Below are 12,222 nucleotides of genomic sequence, written 5' to 3' on the forward strand. Positions count from 1 at the left end.
GGGAGCAAATGTTCGATCGAGGCGATTAAGGCCAGATTAAGAGCAGCGGCCGAACGCGAGCCGCAGTGAACGATCGACGGGAAGGGGCCTCCTTTTGGCCCGATGCCCGCGCAGACGCGCCAGGGACCGGTCAGCTCCTGCACCACGCGAAAAACAGTTCGAGCTCCTTCGATTTGTCGAAGATCGCGTCGGCACCGAGTGCGAGGCTGCGGCGCCGCATCTCTTCCGTGGGGTAGTTGGTGAGCACCGCCAGGCGCTGGTGCGGCAGGCGATCCTGGAAGGCCCGCAAGACCGCCAGGCCCGTCCCTTCCCGCAGGAAGAGGTCCACGACCACCAGTTGCCAACGATCCTGCAGGCCTTCCACGACGGCGACGGCCTCGTTCGCCGTTTCGGCGATGGCGACGACTTCCACGTCGGCAAGCTCGGCCAGCGCCGGGATCAGGTTGTCCCGGATGGTCTGGCTGTCTTCGACGAGGACGGCGGCGACGGGCATGGGGGCATGGCTTCCGGCAGTTGCGCCCTGCCTGTCTTTGTGCGTTGCAGGGCAACACGGATCACCGTTATACGAGTACAACGCGAAATGCGTGTAGGCCGAAAGCCTGATCTGTCAACGCCCTCTGCGATCTGCCGCGTTTCTGAATAGCATCGGGCCGTTGCTCGAAACGAGGATCTCCATGTCCAAGCTCCCGTCACCCACCGGACCTGAAAACCAGGCCGTCCTCGCCAAGTCCCTCAAGGAAAACAAGGAGGCGGCGCAGGTGGTCGAGAAGGCCTCGGATGACCTCGCGGTCGTCCATGCCGTGCTGGACCGCGAAGTTCCGAAGACTTCGCTGCCCCCGGAAGTGGATCGCGCCGTCGCGCAGACGGAGCGAATCGAGAAGCAGCTCAGTGCGTCGGTCGAGAAGCTGAAGAAGGTGAACGAGTCACTGGCGCGCGCGTTGCCCGATTCCAAGGCCTGAGCATCGGGCCACTGCCCGATGCATCCTCAAAGCTTCTTCACGATCGCGCTGCCGATCGAATAGCCCGCGCCGAAGGAGCAGATCACGCCCACGTCGCCCGCCTTGAAATCAGCCTGGTGCCGGTGGAAGGCAATGATGGAACCGGCGGATGCAGTGTTGGCGAACTCGTCCAGGATCACGGGCGCCTCGTCTGCCGTGGCGTCGTGGCCGAGCAGCTTGCGCGTGATGAACTGGTTCATGGACAGATTGGCCTGGTGCAGCCAGAAGCGGCGCACGTCGGCGGGCGTGTAACTGAACGCGGCGAGGTGTTGCTCGATGTGGTCGGCGGCCATGGGGCAGACTTCCTTGAACACCTTGCGGCCTTCCTGGCGGAAGAGCTGGTCGCGGTCGTCCGGGTCGCGGTCTTCGGCGCGGGACATGAAGCCGAAGTTGTTGCGGATGTTGTTGGAGAAGGTCGTCAGCGCCTTCGTGCCCAGGATCTCGAAGGCGCCCGGCGGCGCCAGTTCCAGGCGTTCCACCAGCACTGCGGTGCAGACATCGCCGAAGATGAAATGGCAGTCGCGGTCCTTCCAGGCGAGGTGGGCCGAGGTGATTTCCGGATTGACCATGAGCACGGCACGGGCGCCGCCGCTGCGCACCGCGTTGTAGGCCATCTCCAGTCCAAAGGTGGCCGACGAGCAGGCCACGTTCATGTCGAAGCCGAAGCCCTGGATGCCGAGTGCGGTCTGGATCTCCACGCCCATCGCGGGATAGGCGCGCTGCATGTTGGCCGAGGCGCAGATCACCATGTCGACGTCGGCCGCAGTCTTGCCGGCCTTGGCAAGCGCGTCCTGCGCGGCCTTGACGGCGATCTCGGCCATCAGGGAGATCTCGGTGTCGGGCCGGGGCTTGAAGACCGGGCGCATGCGGTGCGGGTCCAGCACGCCTGACTTTTCCATCACGTAGCGGCGCTTGATGCCGGAGGCCTTCTCGATGAACTCGACGCTGGAGTTGGTCAGCGCGGCGCGGGTGCCGGCGGCGATCTCCTCGGCGTGCGTTGCGTTTTCCAATGCGGCGTATTGGTTGTAGGCCTCGACCAATTCCTCATTGGTGATCACCTCCGGCGGGATGAACAGGCCGGTACTGCTGATGGCGACACGATGCATGACGGTCTCTCTGATCTGTGTTGTAAAGGGGCAAGCGAACTGCCCGGGGTCGAGGCAGATTGTCCGCTACCGCTAGCGCTCCCCCGGCTACGGATTTGTGCTGAGGGAGACTGCGATCCAGCGCACACATCAGCGTTTCCCTACCGATCACCGGGTGGTTCGCCTGCGCGATCCGGTTGCAACGGCCGGCGTCCGGCGTGACCGCGTCCGGCGACCATCGCTTGGCGCGTCAATTGCGTGTCCATTCACCTCCAACCCATCTCGCCTCCACCATGAAACTGCACGCCACCTGCAAGATGACCGTCTCCGCCAGCAGCGACTGCCCCGTCGTCGCGATGCTGCGGCCGCGCAGCGGCGAGGCGCAATGGATGGTGCAGGAATGCTACGAACTCGACCCGTGGGTGGCGACCACGGAATATGTCGATGACTTCGGCAACCTGTGCCAGCGCATGAAGATCCCGAAAGGCGAGATGCGCATCGAAGTCGACATGGTCATGGTGACGGACGAGGTCATCGCCGTGGATGTCGACGCCTTGGCGACCCCGGTCGAGCAGTTGCCCTTCGATGTGCTGAAGTACCTGCTGCAAAGCCGCTACTGCCCGTCGGACAAGATGGGCGACAAGGCGCAGGCGATCGTCGGCGACGCCGCTTCGGGCTATGCACAGGTCGAGGCGATCCGCGCTTGGATCCACGCCAGCCTGGAATACAAGTACGGGGTCAGTTCCGGAAGCACCGATGCCCTGGACACCTTGAACGATGGGGCCGGCGTGTGCCGGGATTTCTCGCACGTCGGCATCAGCCTGTGCCGCGCGCTGCGGATCCCGGCGCGCTTCGTGGTCGGCTACCTCCACCGGCTCGATCCGATGGACATGCACGCGTGGTTCGAAGCCTTCGTGGGCGGTCGCTGGTACACCTTCGATGGCACGCAGGATCAACCGCGCGGCGGGCGCATCGTCGTGGCCTATGGGCGTGACGCGGCGGACGTGGCGTTTCTATCGAACTACGGGCCGCTGGAGATGGGGGAGATGGAGGTCACGGTCGAGGAGGTATTGCCTGGCTCTCAAGTCGATGTGGCGCCACCGTCTTGACTCGATTCCCCTCGGGAGGCGGGCCGGACACAGCCCGGCCCTGGGGACTCATGACCCCCGATACGTCGAGCAGCTCCAGCCGGAGCACAGCATCGGCACGTGGTAGTGCTGCTTCGCATCGAAGATCGAGAAGCGCACCGGCACGGTGTCGAGGAACGGGGCCTCGGATTGATTGGCACCGGGTCGCTGGAAGTAGTCGCCGACGTGGAACAGCAGTTCGTACTGCCCGACCTTGGCGTCCGCGGGCGCGAGCACGGGTGCGTCGGTGCGGCCGTCCTTGTTGGTGGTGATGGTCTTCACGAGCTTCCATGTGGTGCCGTCGAAGGCCGAGAAGTCGATGCGCACGCCTGCGGCGGGGCGGCCGCTGGCGCTGTCGAGGACGTGGGTGGAGATGCCTGCCATTTGATTGCTCCTGGTGGTGGACTCAGCTGCCGCGGTAGTACGAATAGCTCCACGGCGTGAACAGGATCGCGAGGTGGATGCGTTCCTGCGGGTTGCGCACCACGAAGCGCAGCGGCACGGTCGACAGGAAGGTGGGCTTGGGAAGCGGCGTGTCGAAGCGCGAGAAGTATTCGTCGATGTGCAGCAGCACTTCGTAGCGACCGGCCTTGTAGGTGCCCTCGAGCAGCAGCGGATCGGCGGAGCGTCCGTTGGGCGCGGTCTCGATCGACTTGAGCGGCTTGTAGGCGCCGTTGTCGAACATCGACAGGTCGACCTTCATGCCGGCGCCGGGCGTGCCGTGGAAGATGTCGATCGCATGCATCGTGAGGCGGGGGCTCAGGTCGGACTGCGACACCGGGGCGGTGGTGAGGCCTGCCGGCACCGCGGCGGGCGCATCGGCAGCGTGTGCATGGCCGGCCAGTTGCAGGCCGATGCCGCCGAGCGCCAGGCTGGCGGGGAGGAAGGAGCGACGGCTCAGGGGTTTGTCGATCATGTCGTGGCCTGCAGGGTTGAGCGATCGGATTCGGGAGCGCGGAACAGCGCGGCAAGCCGGCGGCGCGTGATCAGGCCGATCTGGCGCAGCGCCTCCTCGCGTTCGGTGTCGGTGTCACGGTGCAGCCGCATGCGCAGCGCGTCGAAGATGCCGGCCCGCGTGTGGCCCAGCACGGAGATGATGAAAGGGAAGCCGTGGCGCTGCGCATAGGCGGCGTTGAGCGAGCGCAGCTCGGCGAACTCCGCGGGGCTCAGGCTGTCCAGGCCGCGCTGCTCGAAGGTCGAATGCCCGGTCATCGTGCCGGCCTGCGCTTCCTTGCCGGCCAGTTCGGGATGGCCGCGCAGGAAGGCGATCTGCCTTGGCAAGGGCGCGGCGCGCACGGCCTCAAGCATGGCGCGATGCAGTGCGTCTTCGGTGGCGAAGGGGCGCACGGCCCAGGCTGCCTCGGCCACCCAGGGCGCGTGTTCGAACAGGTCGCCCAGCGTGTCGATGAAGGCGTCGCGGTCCATGTCGGCAACGGCGGAGATCGTGAGGGTTGAAGTCGTCATGGTTTGCTTTACTTTCCGGCGGCCTTGTTGACGAAGCGCGGGACGAACAAGAGGATCAGGATCGCTGCGCACACCTCCACGGCGGCGACGATCAGCAGGCCTGGTGCGAGACCACCGGTCTGCGTCTTGATGAAGCCGAGCATGGCCGGCGCACCGAAGCCCGCGAGGTTGGCGATGGAGTTGATGAGCGCGACGCCACCGGCGGCAGCGGCACCCGCGAGGAAGCGGCCGGGCAACTGCCAGAACACCGGGATGGCGCTCATGGTGCCGATGATGGCGACCGTCTGGGCGACCAGCGCCAGCACCGGGCTCACGCTGATGAAGAGCGAGGTGCACAGCAGGCCGACCGCACCGAGCGCTGCGGCAAAGGCGCAGTGCAGCCGTGCTTCCTTGCTGTGGTCGGAATGGAGGCCGTTGATCACCATGCCGATGGCGCCGAACAGGTACGACAGCGCCATGATCCAGCCGACCGTGGCCGGGTCGGTGAAGCCGACTTCCTTGACCACCGACGGGCCGAAGAAGGTCAGCGACGAGTTGGCTGCGATGACGCAGAAGAAGACCAGGATCAGCAGCCACAGGCGGCCGTCCTTCAGCGATGCGAGCAGGCTTTCTTCGCGATGGCCGAGCGAGGCCCGGTCGCGTGCAAGGTCGGCCTCGATGAGCTGGCGTTGCGCCGGCGAGAGCCACTTGGCCTGTTGCGGCCGATCGGTCAGGTAGTACCAGGTGACGACGGCAGCGATGATCGACGGCACGCCTTCGACCAGGAACACCCACTGCCAGCCGGCCCAGCCGTTGACGCCATGCAGGCTGGTCATCAAGGTGCCCGCGAGCGGGCCGCCGATCACGCCGGCCACGCCCGATGCGGACATGAACATGCCGAAGGCCTTGGCGCGGCGTTCGCTCGGGTACCAGTAGGTGAGGTACAGGATGACGCCGGGGTAGAAGCCCGCTTCGAACACGCCCATCAGGAAGCGCAGGAAGTAGAACATCGCCGGCGTCTTGACGAACATCATCAGCACGCAGACGATGCCCCAGCCCATGCAGATGCGGGTGATGGTCTTGCGGGCGCCGATGCGTTGCAGCAGCAGGTTGGACGGCACTTCGAAGAAGAAGTAGCCGAGGAAGAAGATGCCGGCGCCGAGGCCGTAGATGGAGTCGCTCCACTTCAGGTCGTCCAGCATCGTGAGCTTCACGAAGCCGATGTTGACGCGGTCGATCCAGGCCAGCACCCAGAGGACGAACAGGAAGGGAATGAGGCGCCAGGTGATCTTGCGATAGGTGGCGTCGAGGTCGTTGGTCGGGCCCGTTCCCGCGACTGCGGGGGAGGGCAAGGGAATCGTGGTCATGCGCGGCTCCGGGATGATTCGATGAAGGCGGATCGAGGGTGGATCGGGGGGTTGGATCGGGAGGCCGAAGATTGCGCTTTTTCGGGCAAAAACGGGAGGCCTCGGCGGCAGCGGTTTCGATATAGAGTCGATCAGCAAAGACCATGGGCCACGGCTCCGGCCCCGGCCGAGGCCCCGCTCAAGGCATGACGCAATGACCTCACGCAGCAACGTCGACCCACTCGATGGCTACCTCCTCCGGGCGCTCTGCGCGCTGGTGGAGGAGCGCAGCGTCTCGCGCGCCGCGCGGCGCATGGGCCAGACCCAGCCGGCCGTCAGCGCCGCGCTCAAGCGGCTGCGGCTGATCCTTTCGGACCCGCTGCTGGTGCGCAACAAGCTCGACATGATCCCGACCGAGCGCGGGCTGCAACTGGCGGCGCAGGCGCGGGTGGCGCTGGATGCGATGTCGGTGCTGGTGGCCTCGCGCGAGGACTTCGATGCGCAGCGGGCCGCCCTCACCTTTCGCGTGGCCTCGCCGGATTACCTGGCGCCATCGGTGCTGGCCGAGGTGGCACGGCGCATCCGCGAAGAGGCGCCGCTGTGCCGCCTGGAAGTGCATCCCATGGGCCCCGATTTCGACAGCGAACGCGCGCTGGCCGACGACCTGCTCGACGTGATCATCGGCAACTGGCCCAACCCGCCGGAGTTGCTCCACACCCTGCTGCTGCTGGAGGACGAACTGGTGTGCCTCGTTCGGCCCGGTCATCCGCTGGCCGACTTCGCGGAGCTGACGGAAGCGCAGTACCTGGCGGCGGCACATCTCGCGCCGATGCGTTACTCGGGTCTGCATCGCGGCGTGGTCGAGACGCATCTGGCGAAGCACCATGTGGCTCGCGATGCGCGTGTGTCGGTGCCCTACTTCGGGCTGGCGCCGCACGTGGTCGCGCGTACCGACCTGGTGTTCACCACGGCACGGCATTTCGCCGAGCACTACGCGGCTGCGCTGGGGCTGGTGATCCTGAAGACGCCGCCGGACTTTCCGACGATGCGCTTCTATCAGCTGTGGCATGAGCGCGCGCACCATTCGCCGGCGCATCGCTGGCTGCGTGCGGCGATCGCCGAGGTGGGGCGGGCGCATGCGCCCCGCGCCAGCATCAAGGCAACTTGATCTCGTTCGACAACGGCTTGCCGGCCTCGAATTCGCTCACGCTGTTCAAGGTCGTCTCGCAGATCGTCGAGATCGCTTCGCGCGTGAAGAAGGCCTGGTGGCCGGTCACGATCACGTTGGGAAAGGCCATCAGCCGTTGCAGCACGTCGTCGGTGACGATGGTGCTGGACAGGTCGCGGAAGAACAGCTCGGCCTCCTGTTCGTAGACGTCCAGCGCGAGGCCGCCGAGCTGCCCGGTCTTGAGCGCCTGGATCGCGGCTTCCGCATCCACCAGGCCGCCCCGGCTGGTGTTGACCAGCAAGGCGCCGCGCTTCATGCGGGAGAGCGAATCCGCGTTGACGATGTGATAGGTCTCGGGTGTCAGGGGGCAGTGCAGGGAGATGATGTCCGCGCTCGCGCCGATCTCGCCAGGTTCCGCATAGCGTGCGCCGAGCGCCTCGAATTCCGCCGACGGAAACTTGTCGTAGCCGATCACATGGCAGCCGAAGCCCAGCATGATCCGCGCGAACACACGCCCGATCTTGCCCGTGCCGACCACCGCGGCGGTCTTTCCATGGAAGTCGAAGCCCATCAGGCCGTCGAGGGAAAAATTGGAATCGCGGGTGCGGTTGTATGCGCGGTGGACGCTCCGGTTGATGGCCAGCAACAGCGCCACCGCGTGCTCTGCCACCGAGAACGGCGAGTAGTCCACCACGCGCACCACCTTGATGCCCAGCTTCGCAGCTGCCGCGAGATCGACGTTGTTGAAGCCGGTGCAGCGCAGGCAGACCAGCTTCGTGCCGCCGCGTTGCAGCACCTCGAGCATCGCGGCATCGACGATGTCGTTGACGAAGACGCAGACGGCCTCATGGCCCTCGGCGAGCGCCGCCGACTCGGGCGCCAGGGCCACCTCGAAAAAATGCAACTGGTGCGCTTGCATGGCATTGGCTGCTTCGAGGAAGTCGCGGTCATAACGCTTGGCACTGAAGACGGCAATTTTCATGGGCACCTCCCGATGGGGATGGCAGGTGTACCCGATACGCCGGGTGCCGTGTTGCGCGTTACAGCGGGTAGCAGATGAGGCGACGCGCACAAGTCTTGCTGAAGCTACCCATTCCCCCAAAATTGAAACCCATGTCTTGAAATTTATTGATTCGAGCGATTCATCGCTACACAATGCAGCCCAAGGAAAGTTAAATGGATCAAGAGTCTCGTTTTCAAGATACCTCGAACGACGCCGACAAGCCGGGCGGCAGCGCCCTCGCCCGCGGCATCCATATCCTCCAGGCCTTCAGCGTCGATGCCCCGTCGCTCACGGCACGCGACCTCATGGCCGCGACAGGTTTGCCCAAGCCCACCCTGTTCCGGCTCGTGACCACGCTGACCGAGGTCGGCTTGCTGCGCTACGAGGAAGCCGACGGCCGCTTCATGCCCGCGCCCGGCCTGGCACGGCTGGCCGCGCCGCTGCTCGCCCGTACGCCGATCCGGCAACTCGCCTTCGGGCCGATGCAGGCACTGGCCGACCGGGTCTGCGCTCAGGTTTCGCTAGGGCTGGGGCTGGGGCTGGACTTGGTGTTCATCGAACTCGCGCAGTCCAAGGATTGCGTGACGGTGCGTCCGGCCATGGGCAGCCACATCTCGCTGTCGCGCACCGCCTCCGGCCGCGCCTACCTGGCCGCCCTGCCGCCCGAGCAGGCGCAGCGCTACATCGAGAGCGTGCGGGAGGCCGACGCGGCGCAAGGCGCCTGGTTGGAAGAGCGGATGCGGGAAACCCGCGCCGACCTGGCGGAGCGCGGCTTCTGCGTGAGCCACGGCGACCTGCAACGCCAGTTGGAAGCCGTGGCCGTGCCGCTGCGCACCGCCGGCAGTCCCGACGAGATCTATGTATTTGCCTGCACCGTGCCCAGCTTCGAGTTGAAGCCGGGGCAACTGCTGGACGAGGTCGGCCCGCGCCTGGCCACGCTGGCGCGCAGCATCGAAGCCGCGCTTGGGGCGCCCCCGACCCTCGGCGCCTGAACTCGCTTTTGAACTGATCGCCCTGCCCGCGCATGAATTTCGACCTCTCCGAAGACCAGCAATCCGTTTGCGACGCCGTCGGCCGCGTCTGCCAGCAGTTCGACGACGACTACTGGCTCCAGAAGGACAAGGAAGGCGGCTTTCCCTTTGAGTTGCACCGGGCGCTGGCGGACGCCGGCTGGCTCGGTATCTGCATTCCGGAGGCGTATGGCGGCTCCGGCCTGGGCATCACCGAGGCCGCGCTGATGATGCAGACCATCAGCGCATCGGGCGCGGGCATGAGCGGCGCATCGGCGGTGCACATGAACATCTTCGGCCTCTCGCCGGTGGTGATCTTCGGCACCGACGCGCAGAAGCAACGCATGCTGCCGCCGCTGGTCAAGGGCACGGAGAAGGCCTGCTTCGCGGTCACCGAACCCAACACCGGGCTCAACACCACGCGGCTCAAGCTGAGGGCCGAACGCGACGGCGACCACTATGTGCTGGACGGCCAGAAGGTCTGGATCTCGACCGCGCAGGTCGCGCAGAAGATGCTGATCCTCGCCCGCACCACGCCGATCGAGGACGTGAAGAACCATACCGATGGACTGAGCCTGTTCTATACCGACCTGGACCGCCGCTTCGTCGAGGTGCGCGAGATCGACAAGATGGGCCGCAAGGCGGTCGACTCCAACCAGGTCTTCATCGATGGCCTGCGCGTGCCGGTGGAAGACCGCATCGGCGAGGAAGGCAAGGGCTTCCACTACATCCTGCACGGCATGAATCCGGAGCGCATCCTGATCGCATCGGAGGCCATCGGGCTCGGCAAGGTCGCGCTGCAGCGTGCCACGCAGTATGCGAACGAGCGCGAGGTGTTCGACCGGCCGATCGGCAAGAACCAGAGCATCCAGCATCCACTGGCCGAATGCTGGATGCACCTGGAAGCCGCGAACCTGATGATGCTGAAGGCGGCCGATCGCTTCGACCGCGGGCTGCCCTGCGGCGCCGAAGCCAACACGGCCAAGTTCCTTGGCGCGGAAGCCGGCTACCAGGCTTGCTTGCAGGCGGTGATGACGCACGGCGGCTTCGGCTACGCGAAGGAATACCACGTCGAACGCTACCTGCGCGAGAGCCTGATTCCGCGCATCGCGCCGATCAGTCCGCAACTGGTGCTGTGCTTCATCGCGGAGAAGGTGCTGGGGCTGCCGAAGTCATATTGACGACCGCGGTGGTGCGGATTCCCGGGGCGTCCAACAAGAAGGAGACGAGAACGTGCTGGACAACCTGGAGCGCTGGTCCCTGGAGAACCCGGACAAGCCCGCCGTGTGGATGGAGGGCGCCGCAGCGCCGATGACGCACCTGCAACTGCATCGACGTTCCGCGCAGGTGGCGCAATGGCTGGTGTCGCTGGGTCTGCAGGCCGGCGACAGCATCGCGATGCTGATGGAGAACCGAGCCGAGTTCTTCGAGCTGGCCTGGGGCGCCCGGCGCACGGGGCTCTACTACACGATGATCAGCTGGCATCTCAAGCCGGCAGAGATCGCCTATGTGCTGAAGGACTGCGGTGCGCGGGTGCTCGTCACGACGCCGACGCTGGCCGCGCTGGCACGCGAGGTCATCGCCAGCAGCCAGTGGCCCGGCGCCTGCTTCGTGCTCGACGACAGCGCGCCGGCCGATGTGTCCGTGCCTGCACAACGAGACCGCTTCGACCCCGAGGCCCCGCTGCCACCGCGCCCCGTGGGCCGCGAGTTCCTCTACTCCTCTGGCACCAGCGGCAAGCCCAAGGGCATCCGGCGGCCGATGATCGCGCACGAGGACCGCTTCAAGGAAGCCTTCGACTTCGCCGCCTGGCGCGACACCTACCTCGTGACGCGCAACAGCATCTACCTTTCGCCCGCGCCGCTCTACCACGCGGCGCCGATGCGCTTCACCAACCGCATCATCGACATCGGCGGGACCGTCGTCGTGATGCCGCGCTTCGATGCCGAGCGCGCGCTCGCATTGGTCGAGCAGCACCGTGCGACGCACAGCCAGTGGGTGCCGACCATGATGATCCGCATGCTGGCCTTGCCCGAGGCGGTACGCAAGCGCTACGACCTCTCCAGCATGCGCATGTTCATCCATGCCGCTGCCCCCTGCCCGCCCGATGTCAAGCGCCGCACCATCGAATGGTGGGGACCGGTGGTGACCGAGTACTACGGCGGCTCCGAGACCATCGGCCTGACTGCGCTCTACAGCGACGAGGCCTTGCAGCGTCCGGGCTCGGTCGGGCGTGCGACGCTGGGCACCGTGCACATCGTCGGCGCGGATGGCGAGGACCTGCCGGCGGGTGAGCAGGGCGCGATCTACTTCTCCGGCACGCCGCGCTTCGTGTATCACAACGATCCCGAAAAGACCGCTGCCGCCTACGACGCGAAAGGCCGCGCGACGTATGGCGACATCGGGCATCTGGACGCGGATGGGTACCTCTACCTCTCCGGGCGGCGCACCGACCTGATCCTGTCGGGCGGCGTGAACATCTATCCGCAGGAGATCGAGAACCTGCTCGCGGGGCATACGAGCGTGCGCGACGTGGCGGTGATCGGCGTGCCGCATGCGGAGTTCGGCGAAGAGGTGAAGGCGGTGGTCGAGCTCAACGATCCGGCGGGCGCGAGCAATGAACTGGCGCAGGCGTTGATGGCGTATTGCCGCGAGCACATCGCGCATCTGAAATGCCCGCGCAGCGTGGACTTCACGACGGCGCTGCCGCGGCAGGAGAACGGCAAGCTGTACAAGCGGGTGCTGATGGAGCAATACGCGCAAGGCGTGGCTGCGGTCGGCGCCTGAGCTTTTCTGCGGAGCTTGGCGGCTGAGGCGCGTACCGAGGCCACCCGGCATCCCCCTCCGCGGATGTCCCCTGCCTTCGGCTCCTCCCTTGTTTCGCTGCGGGGGACACCCGATGCCCCCGGCACGTGAAGCGACCCGCGGCGTTCCAGCGTGGGCAGAACAACGACCGCGCGTACGGTTCGCGTCGATGGCGTGCTCTGCGCAGCGAAATAAAGTAGGCGCCGGCAGCCGCAGGCTGTCGGCGGCGGACATTCG

Annotated in this window: 13 protein-coding genes; 6 read left to right on the top strand and 7 right to left on the bottom strand. The window is 66.1% G+C overall.

Translation table 11 applies throughout. From position 1 onward, the window contains the following. Positions 1–130: 130 nt before the first annotated feature. Positions 131–493 carry a response regulator gene (locus WKW82_RS21595; RefSeq protein WP_340344391.1) on the bottom strand — a complete coding sequence of 121 codons (363 nt, stop codon included), beginning with the start codon at positions 491–493 and terminating at the stop codon, positions 131–133. Between the two features lie 181 nt (positions 494–674). Here WKW82_RS21595 and WKW82_RS21600 point away from each other — a divergent pair, with 181 nt between their 5' ends. Next, entirely contained in the window at positions 675–959 is a 285-nt protein-coding gene (locus WKW82_RS21600) for a hypothetical protein (protein WP_340344392.1), read from the top strand. A gap of 26 nt (positions 960–985) precedes the next feature. On the opposite strand, the gene WKW82_RS21605 is transcribed toward WKW82_RS21600, so the two are convergent. Further along, entirely contained in the window at positions 986–2,104 is a 1,119-nt protein-coding gene (locus WKW82_RS21605; protein WP_340344393.1) for a beta-ketoacyl-ACP synthase III, read from the bottom strand. 272 nt (positions 2,105–2,376) lie between these two features. Here WKW82_RS21605 and WKW82_RS21610 point away from each other — a divergent pair, with 272 nt between their 5' ends. After that, complete coding sequence (locus WKW82_RS21610; RefSeq protein WP_340344394.1) at positions 2,377–3,192, top strand: transglutaminase-like domain-containing protein; 816 nt, start codon at positions 2,377–2,379, stop codon at positions 3,190–3,192. 48 nt (positions 3,193–3,240) lie between these two features. Here the strand turns inward: WKW82_RS21610 and uraH are convergent, their stop codons facing one another. Genes uraH through WKW82_RS21630 form a run of 4 tightly spaced genes read right to left on the bottom strand, consistent with a single transcriptional unit; the run spans position 3,241 to position 6,020 of the window. Beyond that, positions 3,241–3,594: a hydroxyisourate hydrolase gene (gene uraH, locus WKW82_RS21615; protein WP_340344395.1), complete on the bottom strand. Its 354-nt coding sequence runs from the start codon at positions 3,592–3,594 to the stop codon at positions 3,241–3,243. A gap of 22 nt (positions 3,595–3,616) precedes the next feature. Further along, positions 3,617–4,126, bottom strand: coding sequence for a hydroxyisourate hydrolase (locus tag WKW82_RS21620; RefSeq protein WP_340344396.1), 510 nt, complete (start codon positions 4,124–4,126; stop codon positions 3,617–3,619). Next, positions 4,123–4,674 carry a 2-oxo-4-hydroxy-4-carboxy-5-ureidoimidazoline decarboxylase gene (gene uraD, locus WKW82_RS21625; protein ID WP_340344397.1) on the bottom strand — a complete coding sequence of 184 codons (552 nt, stop codon included), beginning with the start codon at positions 4,672–4,674 and terminating at the stop codon, positions 4,123–4,125. The genes WKW82_RS21620 and uraD overlap by 4 nt, the downstream gene beginning before the upstream one ends. 8 nt (positions 4,675–4,682) lie before the next feature. Next, positions 4,683–6,020, bottom strand: a complete 1,338-nt coding sequence (locus WKW82_RS21630) for an MFS transporter (RefSeq protein ID WP_340344398.1) — start codon at positions 6,018–6,020, stop codon at positions 4,683–4,685. A 193-nt stretch (positions 6,021–6,213) separates the two neighbouring features. Here WKW82_RS21630 and WKW82_RS21635 point away from each other — a divergent pair, with 193 nt between their 5' ends. Then, complete coding sequence (locus tag WKW82_RS21635) at positions 6,214–7,167, top strand: LysR family transcriptional regulator (RefSeq protein WP_340344399.1); 954 nt, start codon at positions 6,214–6,216, stop codon at positions 7,165–7,167. Here WKW82_RS21635 and WKW82_RS21640 read toward each other — a convergent pair. Next, positions 7,154–8,149: a 2-hydroxyacid dehydrogenase gene (locus WKW82_RS21640; RefSeq protein WP_340344400.1), complete on the bottom strand. Its 996-nt coding sequence runs from the start codon at positions 8,147–8,149 to the stop codon at positions 7,154–7,156. The genes WKW82_RS21635 and WKW82_RS21640 overlap by 14 nt on opposite strands. Positions 8,150–8,343: 194 nt before the next feature. Here WKW82_RS21640 and WKW82_RS21645 point away from each other — a divergent pair, with 194 nt between their 5' ends. Genes WKW82_RS21645 through WKW82_RS21655 form a run of 3 tightly spaced genes read left to right on the top strand, consistent with a single transcriptional unit; the run spans position 8,344 to position 11,967 of the window. Then, a complete protein-coding gene (locus tag WKW82_RS21645; protein ID WP_340344401.1) occupies positions 8,344–9,162 on the top strand; it encodes an IclR family transcriptional regulator in 819 nt (272 codons plus the stop codon). Between the two features lie 32 nt (positions 9,163–9,194). Beyond that, positions 9,195–10,361, top strand: a complete 1,167-nt coding sequence (locus WKW82_RS21650; RefSeq protein ID WP_340344402.1) for an acyl-CoA dehydrogenase family protein — start codon at positions 9,195–9,197, stop codon at positions 10,359–10,361. Positions 10,362–10,413: 52 nt separating this feature from the next. Next, positions 10,414–11,967, top strand: coding sequence for an AMP-binding protein (locus WKW82_RS21655; protein WP_340344403.1), 1,554 nt, complete (start codon positions 10,414–10,416; stop codon positions 11,965–11,967). Positions 11,968–12,222: the final 255 nt, after the last annotated feature.

Source organism: Variovorax rhizosphaerae, from assembly GCF_037889975.1.
GTDB lineage: Bacteria > Pseudomonadota > Gammaproteobacteria > Burkholderiales > Burkholderiaceae_C > Variovorax > Variovorax rhizosphaerae.

Coding starts and splice junctions, on each gene's coding strand:
- WKW82_RS21595 (WP_340344391.1), bottom strand. CDS start 493: ATGCCCGTCGCCGCCGTCCTCGTCGAAGACAGCCAGACCATCCGGGAC.
- WKW82_RS21600 (WP_340344392.1), top strand. CDS start 675: ATGTCCAAGCTCCCGTCACCCACCGGACCTGAAAACCAGGCCGTCCTC.
- WKW82_RS21605 (WP_340344393.1), bottom strand. CDS start 2,104: ATGCATCGTGTCGCCATCAGCAGTACCGGCCTGTTCATCCCGCCGGAG.
- WKW82_RS21610 (WP_340344394.1), top strand. CDS start 2,377: ATGAAACTGCACGCCACCTGCAAGATGACCGTCTCCGCCAGCAGCGAC.
- uraH (WP_340344395.1), bottom strand. CDS start 3,594: ATGGCAGGCATCTCCACCCACGTCCTCGACAGCGCCAGCGGCCGCCCC.
- WKW82_RS21620 (WP_340344396.1), bottom strand. CDS start 4,126: ATGATCGACAAACCCCTGAGCCGTCGCTCCTTCCTCCCCGCCAGCCTG.
- uraD (WP_340344397.1), bottom strand. CDS start 4,674: ATGACGACTTCAACCCTCACGATCTCCGCCGTTGCCGACATGGACCGC.
- WKW82_RS21630 (WP_340344398.1), bottom strand. CDS start 6,020: ATGACCACGATTCCCTTGCCCTCCCCCGCAGTCGCGGGAACGGGCCCG.
- WKW82_RS21635 (WP_340344399.1), top strand. CDS start 6,214: ATGACCTCACGCAGCAACGTCGACCCACTCGATGGCTACCTCCTCCGG.
- WKW82_RS21640 (WP_340344400.1), bottom strand. CDS start 8,149: ATGAAAATTGCCGTCTTCAGTGCCAAGCGTTATGACCGCGACTTCCTC.
- WKW82_RS21645 (WP_340344401.1), top strand. CDS start 8,344: ATGGATCAAGAGTCTCGTTTTCAAGATACCTCGAACGACGCCGACAAG.
- WKW82_RS21650 (WP_340344402.1), top strand. CDS start 9,195: ATGAATTTCGACCTCTCCGAAGACCAGCAATCCGTTTGCGACGCCGTC.